Origin of the sequence: Brachyspira suanatina (assembly GCF_001049755.1) — a bacterium.
In the GTDB taxonomy this organism is placed as follows: domain Bacteria; phylum Spirochaetota; class Brachyspiria; order Brachyspirales; family Brachyspiraceae; genus Brachyspira; species Brachyspira suanatina.
In genome coordinates, this window is the sequence record NZ_CVLB01000001.1 from 859,896 (window position 1) to 883,003 (window position 23,108).

A 23,108-nucleotide genomic window follows, 5' to 3' on the forward strand; every position below is an offset into this window, starting at 1 on the left:
AAAATTATATAGTGATATATTCTATAATTTATTACTCTCCATTTAGTAAAAACTATTCTAAATTATAAAGGAAATGTAAACTTGATTAATATAAATAAAGCAAAAGAAATTATTAACAAAATAGAAATAGAAGAAAAAATATCAAAAGAAGATGCTTTGACTATTTTATCATCTTTTGAATATGATAATAATATAAATATAAAAAAATTACATGATGAAGAAAAAGAAGAAGTAAAGAAATTAAAAGAATATTTAAGAGTAAAGGCAAGAGAAAAAGCTGATAAAGTATTCGGCAAATATGTTTTTATGCGCGGGCTTATAGAATTTACTAATTATTGTAAGAATGACTGTATATATTGCGGAATAAGAAAAAGCAATAAAAATGCAGAAAGATACAGACTAAATAAAGAAGATATTTTATCATGCTGCGAACTTGGTTATGAAATAGGATTTAGAACCTTTGTACTTCAGGGCGGAGAAGACCCTTATTATAATTTAGAAATTATGTCTGATATAGTAGAAGCAATTAAAACAAAATATCCGGATTGTGCTTTAACATTATCAATAGGCGAAAAAGAAGAAGAGTATTATAAAGCATTAAAAGAAAAAGATGCTAATAGATTTTTACTTAGACATGAAACTTCTGATGATATTCATTATTCAAAACTTCATCCTAATAATATGAGTTTAGAAAATAGAAAAGAATGTTTAAGAACTTTGAAAAAACTAGGCTATCAAACTGGTACAGGTATAATGGTTGGAAGCCCTTATCAAACTTTGGAGAATATTGCTGATGATTTAATTTTTATGCAGGAGATAAAACCAGAGATGATAGGTATAGGGCCTTTTCTTCCGCATAAAGATACTCCTTTTGCAAATGAAAAAAAAGGAGAATTGGAACTTACTTTAATACTTATAAGCATACTTCGTCTAATTTTTCCATTGTCTTTGATACCAGCTACTACAGCTTTAGGTACTATTAAAGAAGGCGGCAGAGAATTAGGAATACTTCATGGTGCTAATGTAGTTATGCCTAATTTATCTCCTATGAATGTAAGAAAAAAATATTTGCTTTATAATGATAAAATTGCTACAGGAAGCGAATCAGCTGAAGGTGTTAAAAGCCTTAGAAATAATATGGAAAATATTGGCTATATTCTTACTGGTATGAGAGGAGATTTTGATATTAACAGACATATTTAAACTTTATAAAAAATAAAATTATATATTTACATATAATCTATTATATATTAAAATAGTACAATTATATGATAAGAGTAAAGATTAGTTATGAAAAATATTTTTAATAATAAAGTTAATAATCAAAGTAATCCAAATAAAAGCTTAATTCAGGCTGTAGATGAGTTTTTAAGAAGAATATCAAATTTAATAGCTATAGCTGGTTCAATATTTGCAATATTTGTTCTTTTAATGCAGGTAAGGCAGATTAGTATTTACAACTTTTATATATATAATTATGATAAAATTATTAATATCATAACAATATGTTTTGTATTTATACTTATAGATCAAATAAGAATAGCACCAAGAAAACTTTATATAGTTGTGCCGATTATTCAGCTTATAGGTTTATTGCTTTTAAATTTTTTCAGCAGAAAATATTACGATGTATATGCAAACAGAATAATATGGACTATAGCAGGTTCTATACTTTTCTTTTTAGTTATAGTTATAAATTGGCTTAGGCTTTCATATTCAAAATTTACATTATATCAAATGATTATAGCTTCTTTTATATTTGTTATAACATTAGGAAGTTTACTTTTATATTTGCCTTTAAGTACTGTAACAGGTAAATTATCATTTGTAGATGCTTTATTTACTGCTACTAGTGCTGTATGTGTTACAGGGCTAAGTGTTATAGATATTTCAAAAGAGTTTACTTTATTCGGACAGATTGTATTGATTGCTCTTATTCAAATAGGAGGACTTGGTATTATGTCCATATCAGCAATAGTGCTTTTATTTTCTATAAGTAAGGGTAGTGTTCAGGATAGGGTAAGAACTTTAGAGATGTTTAATACACAGAATAAAGATATAATACAATCTACTATAAAAGTGATCTTTTTATCAACATTTTTAATAGAATTATTGGGTGCTGTTTCTTTATTTACTGTTATGGATACTAATGATAGATTGGGAATGCGTATATTTTCTTCGGTGTTTCACTCTATAAGTGCATTTTGTAATGCCGGATTCTCTCTTTATACAGATAATCTTCATCAATATTCTGATAATGTTGTAGTGAATGTTACTATTATGCTTCTTATCACTCTTGGAGGTATAGGATATCCTGTTATGCTTACTGTTACTAGGGCTATCGTTAATAAGATAAAAGGACAAAGATATGTATTTGATGTTCAGGCTAGAATAGTAATATTTACAAGTATTCTTCTTATAATAATTGGAAGTGCTTTTATATTTTTTAATGAATATTCAAATTCACTTAAAGATTTGCCTTTAAAAGAGAAGATATTGGTTTCTTTATTTCAAAGTGTAAGTCCAAGAACGGCAGGTTTTGAAACTATTGCTTATAATTCCATGAGCAGTGTTACTATAGGAGTTGTTATATTTTTAATGTTTGTAGGAGCTTCTCCAAACAGTACAGGAGGAGGAGTAAAAACTACTACTTTATTTGTATTTATATTTTCAGTAATCACAGCAATTTTTAATAGACCATATATTGTAGTTAATGGCAGAAAAATAAAAGATGATACAGTTAATAAATCCGTTGCTATAGTTACGCTTGCAATAGCTATTTCTGTATTAGCTTCATTTATTATGTTTTATATAGAAAAGTCAAATACTATGATGCCTATACTTTTTGAAGCTATATCTGCAATAAGTACAGTAGGGCTTTCTCTTGGTATAACTCCTACAGTTACAGTATGGAGTAAATTAATACTTATAGTTTTAATGTTTATAGGACGTGTTGGTTATCTTACTTTATTTATGAGTATAGGTTCTATTAATAAAGGCAAATACGGCATAATAGATTTACCTACAGGTGAGGTAACTATAGGATAATTATGTCTGAAATTATTATTGTATGCGGTGCCGGAGGTAAAACCTCATATATAAAAAAATAGCAGAAAATAATAAAGATAAAAAAATAGTAATCACAACTACTACTAAAATATTCAAACCTGATAATTATACAGAAACTATAAATAATCATTCCTTTGATAATGATAATATTATTGTATTAGGAAAAAAGTATGATGAAAAAAAATTAATATATGCAGGAGATGAACAATTAGGGAATGCAATTAAATATGCTGATATTGTTTTGATAGAGGCAGACGGTGCAAAATATCATTCTTTAAAAATACCTAATGATGAAGAGCCTGTTATACCAAGTTCTTTATATGGCAGAATATATAAAATAGTTGTTATTATGGGGCTTCATAGTTTAGGAAGAAAATTTAAAGAGACTTGTTTCAGATATAATTTATGTGATGAAATAGAGCCTGAAAGAATAGTTGATTTAGATACTATTAATTATATAGCTGATAAATATTATATTAATAAACTTAAATATAAATGCAGCAATATAAAACTATATTTAAATGATTTTACAGAGAATAATTATATTTATTATAAAAAAACATCTTTTATTATACTAGCATCTGGTAAAAGCGAACGTTTTAATGGAAACAAATTAATTCATAAATTCAAATCTCTTGATAATAAAACATTATTTGAAAAAACAATAGATAAAATATCTGATGTGAGAAAATTATTTAAAGAAGATGAAAATCTCAAAAATATAGAAACCGATGTAATAGTTGTAAGCGTATACGATGATATAATAAATAAAAAATTTGAAAATAAAGATTATTATGCTTTTTATAATGACAGACATAATGAAGGTATAAGTGCTTCTATAAAACTTGGAATTAATGAGGCATTAAAAGTAAAAGCTGATTCATTTGCTTTTTTTGTATGCGATATGCCTTTTTTAGAAAGTAATGATATATTCAATATGTTAAAATATTTTTATTATAGTCATAAAAATATAGGTGCTATGTTCACAGATAACAGACCTTCTAATCCTGCTATTTTTTCATCTAAGTATATTAATGATATTTTAAGTTTAGAAAATGATGTTGGAGCACTTAGAATTATAAAAAAGAATATAGAAGATTGTTTCTTTTATACTATAGATGAAAATAAATTAAAAGATATAGATACCAGAGAAGATTTATTTTAAATATATTTAATCAATAAAAATTAATTGAAGTTAATAAAAATTAATAAAAGAAAAAGCATAAGCTATAAATAACTTATGCTTTTATATATTAAAAGATATTTTTAATTATTTTTTAGCTTCTTCTTTAGGAAGAATAACGTTAAGTATAATAGCAACACAAGTAGCTATAACAACAGGACTGCTTCCAAATACAGTTTTAGCCCAAGCAGGGAAAGTATCTAAAGCACCGCCAACCTGAACAGTACCCATACCTAAAGCAACAGCAAGTCCAACTATTAATGTGTTTCTAGGTCCCATATTTTCAGTGAATACCAATTTAATACCAGTCATAGCGATAGAAGCAAATACCATTATAGTAGCTCCTCCTAATACACAAGAAGGTATTGTAGTAAGTAAAGCTGAGAATTTAGGGAATAAACCAGCTATTAATATTATGATAGCAGCTATACCTAAAACGATTCTGTTAATAACTTTAGTAGTAACAACTATACCTACGTTCTGACTGTAAGTAGCAGTTGGTAAACATCCGAATACAGAACATAATATATTAGTAAGACCATAAGCAGTGATACCGCATTTTAATTCTTGGTCTGTAGGCATTCTTCCTATAGGACTTCCTGAAGTAGTAGCAGAGAAGTCTCCTATTGCCTGAACAGAGTTAACTGCGAATAAAAGAGCTATAGCTATAGCAGCAGAAGGATCAAATTCTATTCCAAAAGGTATAAGTTTAGGAGCTTGGAAAATACCGGCATTAGCAACACTTGTAAAGTTAATCATACCAAAGAAGAAAGCAGCTATATATCCTACTATTAATCCGAATAATACAGAAGCTAATTTTAAGAATCCTTTAGTAAATTGGTTGAAGAAAATAACTGCAACAAGAGTTATACCAGCAACAGCCCAATACTGCCAAGAACCGAAAGGAACAACTTCACCATTTATTTTGTACAAAGTACTTCCGCCAGCCATATATCTAACAGCTGTAGGGTATAAAGAAAGACCAACAGTGAAAACAACAGTACCAGCAATTAGAGGAGGGAATAGTTTTCTTATTTTATCAACGGCAAAACCAAATATTATAGCAACTACACCACCTATGATTTGAGCTCCAAGTATTATAGCTATACCTCTAACACCAAGACCAGTACCTTCAGGACCTCTAGCAATAGATTGCATAGTAGATACATAAGCAAAACTAACACCCATTATCATAGGAAGTCTAGCACCTATGTGATAATTTTTTGTAATAGGTATTGGGAACAACATAATAATAGTTGAAATAGCAGCAAATACTAAAGATGATTGAACTAGTAATATCTGCTCTGGACTTCCGCTTTTAAGACCTGCAGCAGATGATACAATAAGTGCTGGTGTAACACAACCAACGATCATTGCTACTACGTGCTGAATAGCTAACGGAAAAGCTTGAGACATTTTGGGCATACCTTCGTACTGAAACAAAACGTCTTGAGTTTTTTCATTTGTACTCATAATTAACTCCAATTTTTTTATTATATTTTATAGATTTATATTATCTAAAAAATATTCAATTAAATTTAAAGCGCATTTCTTCCTATATAAGGCTGTTGACCTAGCACTGTTTCTAGGATTCATAATTGAAGAATATGCTTCCTGTATAGATTTAATATTATTCTTCCATTCATTGATATCTGAAGTAATAAATTTTTCCTCTATACCTTCATCTCTTGTAATTGTAATACCTAATGTACAAAAACTTATTTTGAATCTGTACTTGTCATTTTCTTTGCAAACTAATGCACATATTGCAAGTTTTGATAATGCATTAGCTTTTCTAGTTCCTATTTTTCTATAAAAAGAATATTTATAATCTTTTTTCGGTATTATAATATGGGTAAGTATTTCGTCATTTTTTAATATTGTTTTACTTACTCCTGTGATAAAGTTTTTTATTTTTACTTCTCTTTGTGAATTTTTACTTTTTAATACTAGAACAGCATCCATAGCATATAAAGAAGGAAGACTATCCGCAGAAGGAGAGGCATTGCAAATATTTCCGCCTATAGTGGCAATATTTCTAATAGGAGGTCCTGCTATTCCTGAGGCACTGTCTTTCAATACCTGAGGAGTTAAATCTGATTTAATAATTTCATCAAATGTAGTTAATGCCCCTATAATGATATTATTTTCATCTTCTTTTATGCCTTTTAATTCTTCTATATCATTTATAAATAATATAGGCTTATCAAATTTAGCTATTAAATTGCTTCCTCTAAGATGCTCTACCATTAAATCTGTACCGCCTGCAAAAATCACAGAATCATTTGAGGCTCTAAAATCTAATGCTTCATTAATATTTTTAGCTTTTAAAGTTACTGCCATAAATTTTTACCCTCCTTAAAAGCTATATCAGATGCTCTTAATACAGCACTTACTATATGATCATATCCGGTGCATCTGCATAGATTGCCAGATAATCCTTTTCTTACTTCATACTCTGTAGGTTTTCCTTTAGTATCATTCAAAATAGCTTCAGATGACATTATCATTCCCGGAGTACAGAAACCGCATTGAACAGCTCCTTCATCTATAAAAGCCTTTGTTACTATTTTACCTCTTTCAGTTTCAGAATATCCTTCTATTGTTATAATTTCTTTTCCTTCACATAAAATTATAGGTATTAAACAAGAATTAACTACTTTTCCTTCCATAAGTACGGCACAAGCTCCGCATTCTCCTTCTCCGCATCCTTCTTTAGTACCTGTAAGTTTTAATTCATCTCTTATAAAATCTATTAATCTAGTTAAAGGATCTAACTCTGTATTAATTTCATTTCCATTTACTTTAAATTTTATAGGCATTATATCACCTCCGCTATGTTTTCAGGCAGAATAGGAATTTTTGTAAAATGATGTTTCAAAGCATTTTCCATAGCAGATGCATAAGCACTTGCAGCACCGTCAAAAGTAATTTCTCCTATTCCTTTTGCACCAGAAGGACCATATTGATAAGGCTCTCCCATAATATATGTTTTTATTTCAGGCAAGTCTAAAGAAGTAGGTATCATATAATCAGACATTTTTACCTGTAAGAATCTTCCGTCTTTATTCACTATGTTTTCTAAAGCCCCCCAACCAAGTGCCTGAGCAACTCCGCCTTTTATCTGACCTTCAACTATCTTTTCATCTATAGCATATCCGCAGTCAAATACAGCCCAAACACCTACTATTTTTACTTCTAATGTAAATTTATCAATTTCAACTTCAACAACATTTATTCCAAGTCCATAAGTAGGGTAGGCATCTCCTCTTAAATTAGTACTATCCCAATCAACTAAATGCGAAGGATGTTTATAATCTTCAGTTATTTCTATTTCTTCAGATTCATTCCATCTATCTTTTAATTTTTTGCATGCTTCCTGTATTAAATATCCTACTATCATAACTGAACGTGAAGCAACAGTCGGACCTGTATTTGGTATTATATTTGTATCATATACGGATATATCTATATTTTCTAATGGTATATTCAAATTATAAGCAGCTATTTTTCTGAATGTGGTATGAAGTCCCTGACCTATTTCTGTATTTGATGTCAGTATTGTTACTTTATTTCCTTTTTTCTTTAACTTTAATTTAGCTTTGATTATATCTCTTTCTCCGCTTCCTGTGAAAGCACAGCCATGTAAGAAGCAGGAAATTCCTATTCCTCTGTACATATCATCTTTATATTTTTTTACTTTGTTTTCATAATCAGATTCTTTTAAAGCTAAATCAAGCATTTTAGGAAGTATTATATTATCATGGAATATTCCGCCTGTTATTGTAGGATCATTTTGTTTTACGAAATATTTTCTTTTAAGCTCTATAGGATCTACATTTATTTTATTAGCTATATTATCCATAGTTCTTTCTATAGCGAATATAGCCTGAGGTCCGCCGAATCCTCTGAATGCACAGCTAGGTACATTATTAGTACAGTATAATCTTCCCAAAACTCTCACATTAGGAAAATGATATACATTAGCAGCAGTGTAAGTGCATCTTTGCATAATAACTCTTGAGCTTGATTCATAGGCACCAGCATCCATATCTGAAACTACATCAAGAGCAATGATATTATTATTTTCATCAAGAGCAATTTTAGTTGTGATTTGAGCAGGCTGTCTTTTTACACTATAAGCTAAATCAAATTGTCTGTCTAATATAAGCTTAACTGTTTTTTTGAGTTTATGTACAGCAACGGCAACTGCAGCGGATAGTATATCAGGATAATGTTCTTTTCCTCCGAATCCTCCGCCTATAGTAGGTGATATTACTCTTACCTTTGAATCTTCAACACCAAGAACAGGAGCAACAGCTTTTTGTACATAATATGGACATTGTGTAGATGAATATAAAGTTACTCCGTCATTTTCCCAAACACCCACGGTTCCATTAACTTCCATATATAAATGTTCTTGATATGGTGTATGATATGTTTCTTCTATTATTGTTTTAGCTTTTTTGAAAGCTTCATCAACATCGCCGTATCCTGCTTTAAATGAAATGAATATATTATCATCTCCATATATAGGACCGCCTAATAATTTTTTGGAGTCTTCTATATTTAATACAGGTTCCAAATCTTCATATTCTATTGTAACTTTTTCAGCTATATCATATACTATATTTTTGTCAGGACCTACAATAAGAAGTATTGTTTCTCCAATATATCTAACATTATCATCAGCAAAAGGACGCCAGTCAGATATAATCATAGTAGCGGCATTTTTACCCGGAACATCTCTATAGTCTATTATAGAATAACCTTCAGGAAGTTCAGGAATATTGATTTTTAATATCTTAGCCCTGGCTTTTGTAGAATGAACAATTTTGGCATGCAGGACTTCTTTTCCAAAATCAATATCGTTTAAATACTTAGTTTTTCCTGTTATTTTATCAAGAGCATCTACTCTTGCTACAGAATTTTTCAATTCTTTAATTAGAGTTTCCATAAAATAGCCCTCAACTTATTATTTAATTTAAATATTGTTAATATCTATAATATATCAATAGTCAAATATTAATATATTATAGATATTTACAAATGATAAATAAACTAGATAATTTATAGTTTAATATAAATATCTAGTTCATTTATATACTACTAAAAATTATTTTATTACTCTAGTACCAGTTTTTCCATTGATAGCATCTTTAGCTTTTTCTAATAATGTTATCATAGCTTCTTTTCCAGTAGCTTCAACAAACTGCATACAAGCCTGTACTTTTGGAAGCATAGAACCAGGAGCAAACTGACCATCATCGCAATGTTTTTTAGCTTCTGCTATAGTCATAGAATCAAGCCATTTAACATCAGGTTTTCCGAAGTTAACAGCAACTTTTTCTACAGCAGTTAAGATGATAAGCATGTCAGCATTAAGTTCTTTAGCAAGTACAGAAGCAGCAAAGTCTTTATCTATAACAGCAGCCATACCTTTCAAGTGATTACCTATTCTTATTACAGGTATTCCGCCGCCGCCGCAGCAAATTACTAATGCTTTTTCATTAAGCATAGCATTGATTGCAGTACTTTCAGCTATAGCAACAGGTTTAGGAGAAGCAACAACTCTTCTGTATCCTCTTCCTGCATCTTCTTTTACTATCCAGCCTAATTCTTTAGCTTTTGCTTCGCCTTCTTCCTTAGTCATGAATTGACCTATAGGTTTAGTAGGGTTTTTGAAAGCAGGGTCATTTTCATCAACTACTACTTGTGTAATTAATGTAGCTATTGGCGGAACAGCAATCTTTCTATTAGAGAACTCTTCCATAATAGCATTCTGTAAGTCATAACCAATATAAGCCTGACTCATAGCAACACATACTGATAAAGGTATAGGATTTCCAGTATTATGATTGTTAGTATATTCATTCATAGCATTGTTAATGAATCCAACTTGAGGTCCATTACCATGAGCTACAATTACTTCGCATCCGCTTTCTACTAAATCTACTATATTTTTAGCAGTGATTTTTACAGCTTCCATTTGCTCAGCAAGAGTATCACCTAAAGCATTACCTCCCAAAGCAATAACAATTCTTTTCTTATTTTCCATATTTTAATATCCTAAATCAAAAATTAAATTCTTTTTATATTGTAAAAAGTGCTTTTTTTCACAATATAATAGATATAAAATGGTAAGTACTATATATATTATAGATACTTACCATCTATTTAGTTTTAATTATCCAAATATTCTTTGTTTTTTATCAGAAGCTAATTTGCTTAATACAGCTTGAGGATCTCTGAACTTAGATAAGAAGATCATAGCAGCTATAACATAAGGTTTGTAACTAGCTTGTTTGTAAAGAGGTACTCTGTATCTGTCGAATACTGAAGCTTCAACTTCACCATCTTTACAGCTAACATCATTAATATCAGCAGGTAAGCAGTGTAAGTATAAAGCTTTTCCGTCTTTAGTTTTTTTCATTTTTTCTTCAGTACAGCACCAATCTTTATAATTAGCATTTTGTTCTAATAATCTTTTTTCAAGAGCTTTGATACCGTCAGTGTCGCCTTTACCATAAAGGTCAGTTCTTTCCTGCATAGCAGCAAAAGGAGCCCAAGATTTAGGATAAACAACATCAGCATCTTCAAATGCTTCATCCATATTGTTAGTGATAGTTAATTTAACACCAGCAGCTTCAGCGTTTTTCTTAGCAATAGCTTCAACTTCAGGCATAAGTTCATAACCTTTTGGATAAGCTAAAGCAACATCCATACCTAATCTAGTGAATAAACCAGCAGCACCTTGAGGTACAGATAATGGTTTACCGTAAGAAGGGGAATAAGCCCAAGTCATAGCAACTTTTTTACCTCTTAAGTTTTCTAATCCACCTAATTCATGGATGAAGTGTAAAGAGTCAGCCATCATTTGAGTTGGGTGGTCTCTGTCACACTGTAAGTTAACTAAAGTAGGTCTTTGCTCTAATATACCGTCATTGTAACCTTGTTTTACAGATTCAGAAACTTCTTTCATATATTCGTGACCTTTACCGATGTACATATCATCTCTGATACCAATAACATCAGCCATGAAAGATACCATGTTAGCAGTTTCTCTAACTGTTTCACCATGAGCTATTTGGCTTTTACCTTCATCTAAGTCTTGTACTTCTAAACCTAAAAGGTTACAAGCAGAAGCGAAAGAGAAACGAGTTCTAGTAGAATTATCTCTGAATAAAGAGATACCTAAACCAGAATCAAATACTTTAGTAGAAATGTTGCTTTCTCTTAAGAATCTTAAAGCATCAGCAACAGTCCAAACTGCTTGTAATTCATCAAAAGTTTTGTCCCAAGTTAAAAAGAAATCATTTTGATACATTTTGCCGAATTCAAGGCTATCGAGTTTTGAAATGTATTTTTGTATACCCATATTTTTTCATCCTTTTTTATTTATTTTAATTTTTTATTATATTACAAATTATTTATTTGCACAATAGATAGTAGGTACAGCAGCGTATAAAGCAGCACAGTTTACTAAATCTTGTTTCCAAGTTTTTTCATTAGGAGCATGTGCCTGAGCTTCAGCACCAGGTCCGAAACCTATACAAGGTATTCCGTTTCTTCCCATAATAGATACGCCGTTAGTAGAGAATGTCCATTTATCAGTAAGCGGACGAGCTTTTCTTTCTTTATCTATTTCTGGAGTAGGTCCTAATCTTTCAGTACCGAATAAGCCTTTATAAGCTTCTTCTAAAGTTTTAGTAACAACATGGTCTTCAGGTATTACCCAAGTAGGGAAGTAACATTCTATTGGATAAACTAAGTTAGTCCAAGAAGGTCTGTCATAGTTATACATAGATACTTCAGCACCATATTTTTTAACGTTAGGAAGGTTTCTAATTTCTTCTAAGCAGCTTTCCCAAGTTTCGCCAGCTGTCATTCTTCTGTCTAATGAAATAGAACAAGAGTCAGCTACGGCACATCTGCTTGGAGATGTGTAGAAAATTTGAGAAACTGTTACAGTACCTCTTCCTAAGAAGTTAGCTTCTTTGTATTGAGGATTGTATTTTTCTTCTAACATTTTTACTAAACCTTTGATAGGTGTAGAATCTTTAGCATCGTTTTCGTTAAGGCTTCTGATGTCTTGAAGTATGTCAGCCATTTTGTAAATAGCGTTATCTCCTCTTTCTGGAGCAGAACCGTGACAAGAAATACCTTTAACATCTACTCTTATTTCCATTCTTCCTCTTTGACCTCTGTAGATACCGCCGTCAGTAGGTTCAGTAGAAATTACGAATTCAGGTTTAATTTTACTTTCTTTACAGATGTATTCCCAGCATAAACCATCGCAGTCTTCTTCTTGTACAGTACCAACAACAACAACTTGATATTGGTCATTTAAAAGACCTAAATCTTTCATTATTTTAGCACCATAAACACCAGAAACTATACCGCCTTCTTGGTCAGAAGTTCCTCTTCCTCCTATTTCTACATCGTTTTCATAACCTTCATAAGGGTCAAAATTCCAGTTATCTTTGTTTCCTATACCAACTGTATCTATATGAGCATCGATACCTATTAAAGTTTTACCTGTACCCATATATCCTAAAACGTTACCCATAGGATCGATATCAACTTTGTCAAATCCTACTTTTTTCATTTCTTCAGCTATTCTTTCGATTACGCCTTTTTCTTCACAAGATTCACTAGGAATTCTAATTAAATCTCTTAAGAACTTAGTCATATCAGCTTTATAGCCTTCAGCTTTTGCTTTTATTTGTTCAAATTGTTCTTTTGAAATAGCACTCATTGTTTTTATTCTCCTAAAAATTTATAATTTATTTTTTATTTCTTTATTACTTTTATAATTATCTTTCTTTAGCTTCCCAAATGATATTTTTCCATCTTTCAGGATCAGTATCACCTTCTGTGCTGAATAATAATACTTTAGAATTAGAATCAAGTTTTAATTTTTTTCTTAATTCAGCATATTCATCATTAAGCATTATAGTAGCTAAAGCACCAAATGGAGCAGCACCAGATTCACCAGATACTACTTGAGGATCTCCTTTTAATGGAGCAGATAACATTCTCATACCTCTAGCAGCAACTATGTCCTGAGCAGCTATGAAACAATCAGCATGATTTTTAAGTATATCCCAAGAAGTGATATTAGGCTCACCGCAAGCAAGACCAGCCATAATAGTGTCTAAATCACCTTCAACTATTCTTATTTTTCCGTCTCCAGCTTCAGCTCCTTTGTATAAACAAGCAGCAGCATCAGCTTCTACTACTACCATTACAGGAGGATTATCTTTATATTTGTTAGAGAAATATCCAACCATAGCACCAGCTAAAGAACCAACACCAGCCTGTACGAATACATGTGTAGGTCTTTCACCAAATTGTTCATCAGCCTCTAAAGCCATAGTACCGTAACCTTGCATAATCCAAGCAGGTATTTCTTCATATCCTTCCCAGGCAGTGTCCTGAACAACTACACCGTTTTTAACTTTAGCAGCTTCAGCAGCAGCTTTTCTAACGCATTCATCATAGTTGAATTCTTCTATTGTAGCTGTAGCACCTTCAGCCTGAATGTTTTTTAATCTAGTTTCTGTTGAACCTTTAGGCATAAAAATTACAGATTTTTGTCCTAATTTGTTAGCAGCCCAAGCAACACCTCTACCATGGTTACCGTCTGTAGCTGAGAAGAATGTAGCCTGACCGAATTCGTCTTTTAATTTTTTTGAAGTTAATACATCATAAGGGAATTCGCTTACATCTTTACCCATTTTCTGAGCTATATATCTAGCCATAGAGTAAGAACCGCCTAATACTTTAAAAGCATTAAGACCGAATCTGTATGACTCATCTTTTACTTTTATAGTTCCTAAACCCAAATATTTAGCCATTTCTTTTAAATCTGCTAATGGTGTTTCTGTATATTGAGGGAAACTTTGGTGAAAAGCTTTTGCCTTTTTTACTTCCTCAATAGACATAATTGGTAGATTTTTATCTTCTGTTTTAGGCATTTTATTTTCAGCCCATTTAAGATCACTCATTTATATCCTCCTTTTTTGAATCTATATAGTTATATAGAGTGAATTTACTTATTCCAAAATGATTAGATACTTTATCTCCAGATTTAGTTATCAAAAATACTCCAGAGTCATTTAAAAATTTTATAGCCTTTATTTTTTCATCTTTATTCATTATAGAAGCAGGCTTTCCTACTAATTCCTCACTTCTTATTATTAATTTTTCCATAAGTTCCTGAGCACTATTAGGTATTTCTTCTAATTTAGATTTATTTTCAGTTTGTAATAATGTATCTAAATCGCTTTTAAATGGTAAGAAATTAGTTATATCAAAGTTTATGGATAGTATATATTTGTATTTACCATTCATATCCTTTATGAAAACTGTTGAAGATTTCAATATTTTTCCATTTGATGCTTTTGTAAGATATGATAAATGGTCAACTATTGGTTCTCCTTTTTTTAGCTTTTCTATAGTGTTTATAACGATATTAGAGGCACCTTCTCCTGCTTGTCTTCCTGTTATACCTCCATTAATAATAAAAATAATTGTATGTTCTAAGTCATCTTCTTTTAGTTCATGTAAACAAACTTCACAATTATTTCCAAACTGTTTTGCTATACCATGAGCAACGCTTATTAATGTTTCAAGTATTATATTAGAACTCATAAATATTCCAAAATATTTTATAATGTTTAATTACTATGCTTATAGTATACTAATTTTTTTTTAGATTTTCAAGAAAAAATCTAAATTTTTTTTGAAAATTCGTTGACAAATGTACTTTTTTTAATATCCTATTAAAATGTATATAAATAATTACTAGAATATAAATTTAGGAGGCAGCTTATGTTATTAATAGGTGGGGGAAAATTAATTACTAGAGATCCTGCTAAGCCATTCATTGAAGATGGTGCAGTTCTTTGTGATGGTAGATTAATTAAAGAAATAGGTACAACTTCAGATTTGAAGGCAAAATATAAAGATGCTGAGTATATAGATGCTAAAGGAAGCATTATTATGCCAGCTTTCATAAATGTACATGAACATATTTACTCTGCTATGGCTAGAGGTTTCAGCATTAATGGTTATAATCCTAAAGGCTTTTTAGAGATATTAGACGGTATGTGGTGGACTATAGATAGAAATCTTACTTTAGAACAAACTAAACAAAGTGCTATGGCTACTTATATTGAATCTATTAAAAGCGGTGTTACTACTGTATTTGATCACCATGCTAGTTTCGGTCATATAGAAGGTTCTTTATTTGCTATAGAAGAAGCTGCTAAGACTATGGGTGTTCGTTCTTGTTTATGTTATGAAGTTTCTGATAGAGACGGAGAGGCTAAATCTAAAGTTTCAGTTAAAGAAAATCTTGATTTTATTAAACATGCTATGGCTGATAAAACTGATATGATCAAAGGTATGATGGGAATGCATGCTTCTTTCACTATTTCTGATAAAACTATGGAAGCTTGTATGAAAGATTTACCTGAAGGTATAGGCTGCCATATTCACGTTGCTGAAGGTATAGAAGATTTACATGCTTGTTTGAAAGAACATGGTAAAAGAATAGTTGACAGACTTTATGATTTCAAAGTTTTAGGTCCTAAAACTATACTTGTACACTGTATATATATTAATCCTCATGAAATGGATTTAATCAAAGAAACAGATACTATGACTTCTCATAACCCTGAATCTAATATGGGTAATGCTTGCGGCTGTCCTCCTACAATGGAATTAATGAAAAAAGGAATATTAACAGGTTTAGGTACTGACGGATATACTCATGATATGACAGAATCATACAAAGTGGCTAATGTACTTCATAAACATAGTCTTTGTGATCCAAATGCTGCTTGGGGTGAAATACCTACAATGTTATTTGAAAATAATGCTAAAATGGCTAATCGTTATTTCGATACTCCGCTTGGCGTACTTAAAGAAGGTGCTGCTGCTGATGTTATCATTGTAGATTATAAAAACTATACAGAATTAAGTGATAAAAATATCAATGGACATATATTATTCGGTATGAACGGCGGACATGTTAATACTACTGTTTGTAACGGTGAAGTATTGATGAGAGATAGAAAACTTACTAAGATTGATGAAGAAGCCGCTTATGCTAAGATAAGAGAAGAAGCTGATAAGCTTTGGAAACAAATTAATAAATAAAAAATAATATCATGAAATTCTATATAAAATTGATTTTTATATAGAATTTTTTTTGGTATTGTAATAAATTACAGTAAAATTAATTGGAGGAATTATAATGAGTGATGTAATGACACCCATACCTTTTGGAAACCTTATGAATTGGATTCTAGAAGAAAAAAAATCCGGTAAAGTATTTGGTGTTTCAAGAGCGTTTAAAGCTGATAAAGCTAAATATTACGAAATTTTTGGAAGAAAGTTGGAAACTCCTATAGGACCTGCTGCAGGACCTCATACTCAATTGGCTCAAAATATAGTTGCTGCTTATTATATAGGAAGCAGATTCTTTGAACTTAAAACTGTTCAGAAAATGGACGGAGAAGAATTAAGCAAATGTGTTGCTAAACCTTGTATTACAGCTAATGATGAATGTTATAACTGTGAATGGTCTACAGAACTTTATGTTCCTCAGGCTTTTGATGAATATATTAAGGCTTGGGTTGCTTTAAAAGTAATTGCTAAAGAATGGGATTTAGGAGATATGGACGGTTTTCAGTTCAATATGTCTGTTGGTTATGACTATGAAGGCATTAAAACTGAAAAAATTGATACTTTCATTGAAGGCATGAAAGATGCTTCTAATACTCCTATATTTAAAGAATGTAAACAATGGTTAACAGATAATATCAGCAGATTCCAAAACTTCAAGAAAGAAGATATAGATAAAATCAATGCTGATGTATGTAATTCTGTTACTTTGTCTACTCTTCATGGATGTCCTCCTACAGAAATAGAAAAAATAGCTTCATACCTAATCACAGAAAAGAAATTAAATACTTTTGTTAAATGTAATCCTACACTTTTAGGTTATGAATATGCTAGAAAAACTTTAGATGAAATGGGTTATGATTATATATCATTTACTGATTTCCACTTTAATGATGATTTACAGTACAGCGATGCAATTCCTATGCTTCAAAGACTTCAAAAATTAGCTGAAGATAATTCACTTGCATTCGGTGTAAAAATCACTAATACATTCCCTGTAGATGTTAAACAAAAAGAATTACCATCTGAAGAAATGTACATGTCTGGTAAATCTTTATTCCCACTTTCTATGACAGTTGCTTCAAGATTGAGTAAAGATTTTGACGGAAAATTGAGAATTTCATATTCAGGCGGATGTGATTATTTCAATATCAATGATGTTATAGATGCAGGAATTTGGCCTGTAACTATGGCTACTACTTTCTTAAAATCAGGCGGTTATCAAAGAGGCGAGCAAATAGCTAAAAATCTTAAAGAACCAAAAGCATTTACTAAAGTAGATGTAGCTAAAACTGAAAAAATCATTGAATGGAGCAAAAAAAGCAAACATCATATTAAACCTGTTAAGCCTCTTGCTAGCAGAAAAGTTAATAAAAAAGTACCTTTGATCGATTGTTATATAGCTCCTTGTATGGAAACTTGTCCTATTCATCAAGACCTTACTACTTATATAAGACTTAATTCTGAAGGAAAATATGAAGAGTCTTTCAAAGTTATTATAGAGAAAAATGCTCTTCCATTTGCTACAGGTATATTATGTCCTCATACTTGTATGGATAAATGTACTAGACAATTCTATGAAGAGCCTGTAAGCATTAGAGCTTGCAAATTAGAAGCTGCTAAAGCTGGATATAGTAAAGTAATAGGAACTTTAAAACCTGCTGCTTCTATAGGTAAAAAAGCTGGTATCATAGGTGCTGGTCCTGCTGGACTTTCTGCTGCATTCTTCTTGGCTCGTGCTGGTGTTGATGTTACAGTATTTGATAAGAGAGAAAAAGCTGGTGGTGTAGTTGCTAATATTATACCTAGCTTCAGAATAAGTGCTGAAGAGATTGGAAATGATGTTAGCTTATGTAAGCAAATGGGTGTTAAATTTGAATTAGGCAAAGAAATTAAAGATATGAAAGAATTTGCTAAAAATTATGATTACACTGTTGTTTGTATAGGTGCTCATAAAAATATGCCTTTAAAACTTGAAGCAGGCGAATCTATGAATGCTCTTAAATTTTTAGAAGAGTTCAATAAAACTAATGGAAACGTTGCTTTAGGTGAAGATGTAGTAGTAATCGGAGGCGGTAACACTGCTATGGATGCTGCTCGTGCTGCTAAGAAAAATAAAGGCGTTAAAAATGTTAGATTAGTTTATAGAAGAACTAAGAGATATATGCCTGCTTTAGAAGAAGAACTTCAAGAGGCTTTAGAAGATGGTGTTGAGTTCATGGAATTACTTGCACCTGTTAAATTAGAAAACGGCAAACTTCTATGTAAGAAAATGGAATTATCTGATTATGATGAAAAAGGCAGAAGAAACGTTGTTGAAACTAATGAAACAGTAGAAGTACCTGCTAGCAGTGTTATAGCTTCTATTGGTGAGCAAATTGAATCTGACTTCTACAAATCTAATGGCATAGATGTTGATGATAAAGGTAAGCCAAAATGTTCTGCTGCTAATGAATCATCTATCAAAAATGTTTATGTTGCTGGTGATGGTTTATATGGTGCTGCTACTATAGTTGAAGCTATAAGAGATGCTAAAGTTGTTGCTGAAGCTATATTAGGAAAAGCAGTTGCTCCTGATTTACCTTCTGTTTCTACTGAAGAAATATCTTATAGCAAAAAAGGTAATTTGAAAGAAGTATCAAAAGATCCTGAAGCTACTAGATGTTTAAGCTGTGATTATATCTGTGAAAGCTGTACTGAAGTTTGTCCTAACAGAGCTAATGTATCTATAAAAGTTGCAGGACATGCTAAGATATCACAAATCATACACGTTGATTATATGTGTAATGAATGCGGTAACTGTGAAACATTCTGTCCTTATAGTTCTGCTCCTTATAAAGATAAATTTACATTGTTTGCTACTGAAGATGATATGAAAAATTCTAAAAATGACGGTTTCTTATTCTTAGATAAAGAAGGAAATGCTAAACTTAGAATTGATGGTAAAGAAGAATCTTATAAAGTTGGCGGAAAGAACAATGGTGTTTACACTATAGTTGATACCGTATTTAATAACTATAAGTATTTAATATTAAAATAATTGACTTTATATTGATTATTGTATAACATAGCAAAGGGGAGATAAGTATCTTTCCCTTGTTATGTTTATTTGATTTTAATATATAAGGAGGAATATATGGGCGAGAGTGCCAAGATTATCATTAATGGTAAAGAGATGAGCTTTGACTCAGACAGAAAGTTAATGGATGTTCTTAGGAATGACTGTAAATGTAAATCGGTTAAAGACGGATGTTCTGAAGGTGCTTGCGGAACTTGTACTGTTTTGATAGATGGAAAACCTACTAAAGCATGTATACAAACTATAGGAAGATTGCAGGGTAAAAGCGTACAAACTATAGAGGGATTTACTCAAAGAGAAAAAGATGTTTATGCTCATGCTTTTGCAGTTGCAGGTGCAGTTCAATGCGGATTCTGTATACCTGGTATGGTTATATGTGCTAAAGGATTGATAGATAAAAATCCTAATCCTACAAGACTTGAAATTGTTGCTGCTATAAAAAATAATATTTGCAGATGTACAGGATACAAAAAAATCATTGATGCTATAGAATTAGCAGCTAAAATGATTAGAGAAAACATTGATGTTAAAGAATACAAAGGTAAAGTAAAATTAGGCGATAGAAATATTGCTAGAGTAGATGCTAAAGAAAAAGCTTTAGGTATTGGTGAATACTGTGATGATATAGAGTTAGAAGGTATGCTTCATGGTGTTGCTGTAAGAACTAAATATCCAAGAGCTAAAATATTAAAAATAGATATTAGCGAAGCAAAAGCTTTAAAAGGCGTAGTTGATGTAATAACTGCTAAAGATTTACCTGGTGCTAAGAAAATAGGACATATTTTCCATGACTGGGATGTACTTATTGGTGAAGGCGAGACTACAAGATTTATTGCTGACGGTTTAGCTTTAATCGTTGCTGAAGATGAAGCTACTGCTAAAAAAGCTAGAGATTTAGTAAAAATAGAATATGAAGAATTACCATTGGTAAGAAATCCTCATGAAGCTATGAAAGAGGGTGCTCCTTTAGTTCATGAAGAAAGAGAAAGTAATTTACTTACTCATGAAAGATTAGTTAAAGGTAATGCTGATGAAGTAATAGCTAAATCTAAATATAAAGTTACAAAACATTATGAACTTCCTTGGACAGAGCATGCATTTATGGAAGCAGAAGTTGCTGTTGCTATGCCTTTCAATGGAGATGGAATATTTGTATATTCAAGCGACCAAAGTGTTTATGATACAAAAAGAGAAGTATCTATGGCTTTAGGTATAGAACCTGATAAAGTTGTAGTAGAAAATAAATATGTAGGCGGCGGATTCGGTGGTAAGGAGGATATGAGTGTTCAGCATTATGCAGCTATAATGGCATATAGAACAAAAAGACCTGTTAAATTCAAACTTACAAGACAAGAAAGTATAAACTGGCACCCAAAACGTCACCCTATGAGCATAGATATGACTACTGCTTGTGATGAAAACGGTATACTTACAGCTATGAAAGCTACTTTAATTACAGATGCCGGTGCTTATGCTTCATTATCAGGTCCTGTACTTCAAAGAGCTTGTACACATGCTGCTGGTCCTTATAATTATCAAGTTATAGATATAGAGGGTAAATCTTTCTATACTAATAACCCTCCAACTGGACCATTCAGAGGATTCGGCGTACCTCAGTCTTGTTTTGCTACTGAAATGAATATAAACTTGCTTGCTGAAATGTGCGGTTTAGATCCTTGGGAAATAAGATATAGAAATGCTATACGTCCTGGTCAAGTGCTTCCTAACTATCAAATAGCTGATGAGGCTACAGGACTTGTTGAAACATTAGAAGCTGTTAAAGATATTTATTATAATAATAAAAATGTTGGTATAGCTTGTTCTTTGAAAAACTCTGGTGTAGGTGTTGGTTTGCCTGACACAGGAAGAGTTCGTTTGTTAGTAAAAGACGGAAAAGTTAATGTATACTCTGCTGCTTCTTGTATTGGACAGGGTATTGCTACTGTACTTTATCAAATAGCTGGAGAAACTCTTGATTTGAATGATGATGAAATAATAATTCATCAGCCTAATACTGCAACTTCTCCTGATTCCGGTACTACTTCAGGTTCAAGACAAACACTTATTACAGGTGAGGCTTGTAAGAGAGCTTGTGAAGACCTTAAGAAAGATTTAGCTGGTAAAACATTAAAAGATTTAGAAGGAAAAGAATATTACGGCGAATGGCTAACTATTACAGATAAAATGGGCGTTGATAAACCTCACCCTGTTTCTCACGTTGCATACAGTTATGCTACACAAGTATGTATACTTAATGATGACGGTACTATAAACAAAATAGTTGCTGCTCATGATATAGGAAAGGCTATTAACCCTATAGCTTTGGAAGGACAAATTGAAGGCGGTGTTGTTATGTCTTTAGGCTATGCTTTGACAGAAAAATTCCCGCTTGAAGATTGTGTTCCTAAAGTGAAATTCGGTACTTTAGGATTATTCAGAGCTGATAAAACTCCAGATGTTGAATCTATTATTATAGAAAAACCTGGTGTTCCTTATGGTTACGGTGCTACTGGTATAGGAGAGATTTCTAGTATACCTACTGCTCCTGCTGTTGCTTTAGCTTATTATAAGTTTAACGGTGAGTTACAAACAGAACTGCCACTTAAAAATACTCCTTATTCAAGATAATTTATTTTATTATTATGAGTTTATTTAACGATGAACTTGTAATTGTAAGAGGAGCTGGTGATTTAGCTACAGGTATTGTGTATTCATTATATAAGGCTCATTTCAAAGTTATTGTATTGGAAACACAATACCCCTCTTCTATTAGAAGAAGGGTTGCATTATCCGAAGCTGTTTATGATGGTGAAAGTAAAGTTGAGGATATTGAATCTGTATTGGTAAAAAGCTATGAAGAAGCTCTTAATATAATTGCAAATCAAAATTATGAAAAGATTCCTATTCTTATAGATCCTAATTGTGATATACTAAAAAAGATAAAACCAACATTTTTAATTGATGCTATAATAGCTAAAAAAAATCTTGGTACTAATAAATCTATGGCTAAATATACTATAGCATTAGGTCCCGGTTTTACTGCTGGTAAAGACTGCGATATTGTTATAGAAACTATGCGAGGTCATAATCTTGGAAGAATGTATTTAGAAGGCGAGGCTATACCTAATACAGGAATTCCCGGTAATATAGGCGGTAAAGAAGCTGAAAGAGTAATACATGCAAGTTCTGACGGCATTATTGAAAATGTAAAAAACATAGGCGATTTTGTCAAAGAAAAAGAAGTTATAGCATACATAAATAACAACAATGAAAAAATAGAAGTGCTTGCTACTTTTGATGGTCTTTTAAGAGGCATTATAAGAGATGGTTTTAAAGTTCATAAGGGTTTGAAAATAGCTGATATTGATCCTAGAAAATCTGAATATGATAATTGCTTTACTATTTCTGATAAGGCTAGAAATTTAGGCGGTTCTGTGCTTACTGCTATGATGTATTTATATAATAGATAATTAATTTCTATATTATATAATTAATCATATTAAAAAATCTTCATTATAAATTATACTAAAAATTTTTAAGTTTGTCATTTTTTTATTCAACTTTTTCCCGCCGCAAAAAGTT

At 31.3% G+C, this 23,108-nt stretch carries 15 protein-coding genes and 1 pseudogene; 7 read left to right on the forward strand and 9 right to left on the reverse strand.

All coding sequences use genetic code 11. The features are described from left to right. Positions 1–81 precede the first annotated feature (81 nt). The 3 genes and pseudogenes from hydE to yqeC all read left to right on the forward strand — a co-directional run bounded on the left by hydE (position 82) and on the right by yqeC (position 4,234). Complete coding sequence (gene hydE / locus BRSU_RS03830; protein WP_048593873.1) at positions 82–1,203, forward strand: [FeFe] hydrogenase H-cluster radical SAM maturase HydE; 1,122 nt, start codon at positions 82–84, stop codon at positions 1,201–1,203. An 87-nt stretch (positions 1,204–1,290) separates the two neighbouring features. Next, on the forward strand, positions 1,291–3,048 hold the full coding sequence (locus BRSU_RS03835; RefSeq protein ID WP_048593874.1) for a TrkH family potassium uptake protein: 1,758 nt from the start codon (positions 1,291–1,293) through the stop codon (positions 3,046–3,048). 2 nt (positions 3,049–3,050) lie between these two features. Next, positions 3,051–4,234, forward strand: a pseudogene (gene yqeC, locus BRSU_RS03840) (selenium cofactor biosynthesis protein YqeC). A 105-nt stretch (positions 4,235–4,339) separates the two neighbouring features. Here the strand turns inward: yqeC and BRSU_RS03845 are convergent. The 9 genes from BRSU_RS03845 to BRSU_RS03885 form a co-directional block, all read right to left on the reverse strand. Continuing rightward, on the reverse strand, positions 4,340–5,725 hold the full coding sequence (locus BRSU_RS03845; RefSeq protein ID WP_048593875.1) for a uracil-xanthine permease family protein: 1,386 nt from the start codon (positions 5,723–5,725) through the stop codon (positions 4,340–4,342). Positions 5,726–5,752: 27 nt separating this feature from the next. Further along, positions 5,753–6,595, reverse strand: coding sequence for an FAD binding domain-containing protein (locus BRSU_RS03850; protein ID WP_048593876.1), 843 nt, complete (start codon positions 6,593–6,595; stop codon positions 5,753–5,755). Then, the gene (locus tag BRSU_RS03855; protein WP_048593877.1) at positions 6,586–7,074 is read right to left on the reverse strand and encodes a (2Fe-2S)-binding protein; all 489 of its coding nucleotides are present in this window, start codon (positions 7,072–7,074) and stop codon (positions 6,586–6,588) included. Before BRSU_RS03855 ends, BRSU_RS03850 begins: the two co-directional genes overlap by 10 nt. Then, the gene (locus tag BRSU_RS03860; protein ID WP_048593878.1) at positions 7,074–9,209 is read right to left on the reverse strand and encodes a xanthine dehydrogenase family protein molybdopterin-binding subunit; all 2,136 of its coding nucleotides are present in this window, start codon (positions 9,207–9,209) and stop codon (positions 7,074–7,076) included. Before BRSU_RS03860 ends, BRSU_RS03855 begins: the two co-directional genes overlap by 1 nt. 159 nt (positions 9,210–9,368) lie before the next feature. After that, positions 9,369–10,310, reverse strand: a complete 942-nt coding sequence (gene arcC, locus BRSU_RS03865; protein WP_048593879.1) for a carbamate kinase — start codon at positions 10,308–10,310, stop codon at positions 9,369–9,371. A gap of 129 nt (positions 10,311–10,439) precedes the next feature. Further along, on the reverse strand, positions 10,440–11,630 hold the full coding sequence (ygeW, locus tag BRSU_RS03870; protein WP_041177381.1) for a knotted carbamoyltransferase YgeW: 1,191 nt from the start codon (positions 11,628–11,630) through the stop codon (positions 10,440–10,442). 48 nt (positions 11,631–11,678) lie between these two features. Then, positions 11,679–13,010, reverse strand: coding sequence for a YgeY family selenium metabolism-linked hydrolase (locus BRSU_RS03875; protein ID WP_048593880.1), 1,332 nt, complete (start codon positions 13,008–13,010; stop codon positions 11,679–11,681). Positions 13,011–13,068: 58 nt separating this feature from the next. Next, a complete protein-coding gene (dpaL, locus tag BRSU_RS03880; RefSeq protein WP_048593881.1) occupies positions 13,069–14,262 on the reverse strand; it encodes a diaminopropionate ammonia-lyase in 1,194 nt (397 codons plus the stop codon). Further along, positions 14,255–14,908, reverse strand: coding sequence for a helix-turn-helix transcriptional regulator (locus tag BRSU_RS03885; RefSeq protein ID WP_048593882.1), 654 nt, complete (start codon positions 14,906–14,908; stop codon positions 14,255–14,257). The genes dpaL and BRSU_RS03885 overlap by 8 nt, the downstream gene beginning before the upstream one ends. Positions 14,909–15,088: 180 nt before the next feature. Between BRSU_RS03885 and ssnA the strand changes: the two genes are divergently transcribed. The 4 genes from ssnA to yqeB all read left to right on the forward strand — a co-directional run bounded on the left by ssnA (position 15,089) and on the right by yqeB (position 22,996). After that, complete coding sequence (gene ssnA, locus BRSU_RS03890) at positions 15,089–16,420, forward strand: putative aminohydrolase SsnA (RefSeq protein WP_048593883.1); 1,332 nt, start codon at positions 15,089–15,091, stop codon at positions 16,418–16,420. 97 nt (positions 16,421–16,517) lie between these two features. Then, entirely contained in the window at positions 16,518–19,487 is a 2,970-nt protein-coding gene (gene ygfK, locus BRSU_RS03895) for a putative selenate reductase subunit YgfK (protein WP_048593884.1), read from the forward strand. Positions 19,488–19,583: 96 nt separating this feature from the next. Further along, positions 19,584–22,154: a selenium-dependent xanthine dehydrogenase gene (xdh, locus tag BRSU_RS03900; RefSeq protein WP_048593885.1), complete on the forward strand. Its 2,571-nt coding sequence runs from the start codon at positions 19,584–19,586 to the stop codon at positions 22,152–22,154. 14 nt (positions 22,155–22,168) lie between these two features. Continuing rightward, on the forward strand, positions 22,169–22,996 hold the full coding sequence (gene yqeB, locus BRSU_RS03905) for a selenium-dependent molybdenum cofactor biosynthesis protein YqeB (protein ID WP_048593886.1): 828 nt from the start codon (positions 22,169–22,171) through the stop codon (positions 22,994–22,996). The last annotated feature ends 112 nt before the right edge of the window (positions 22,997–23,108 follow it).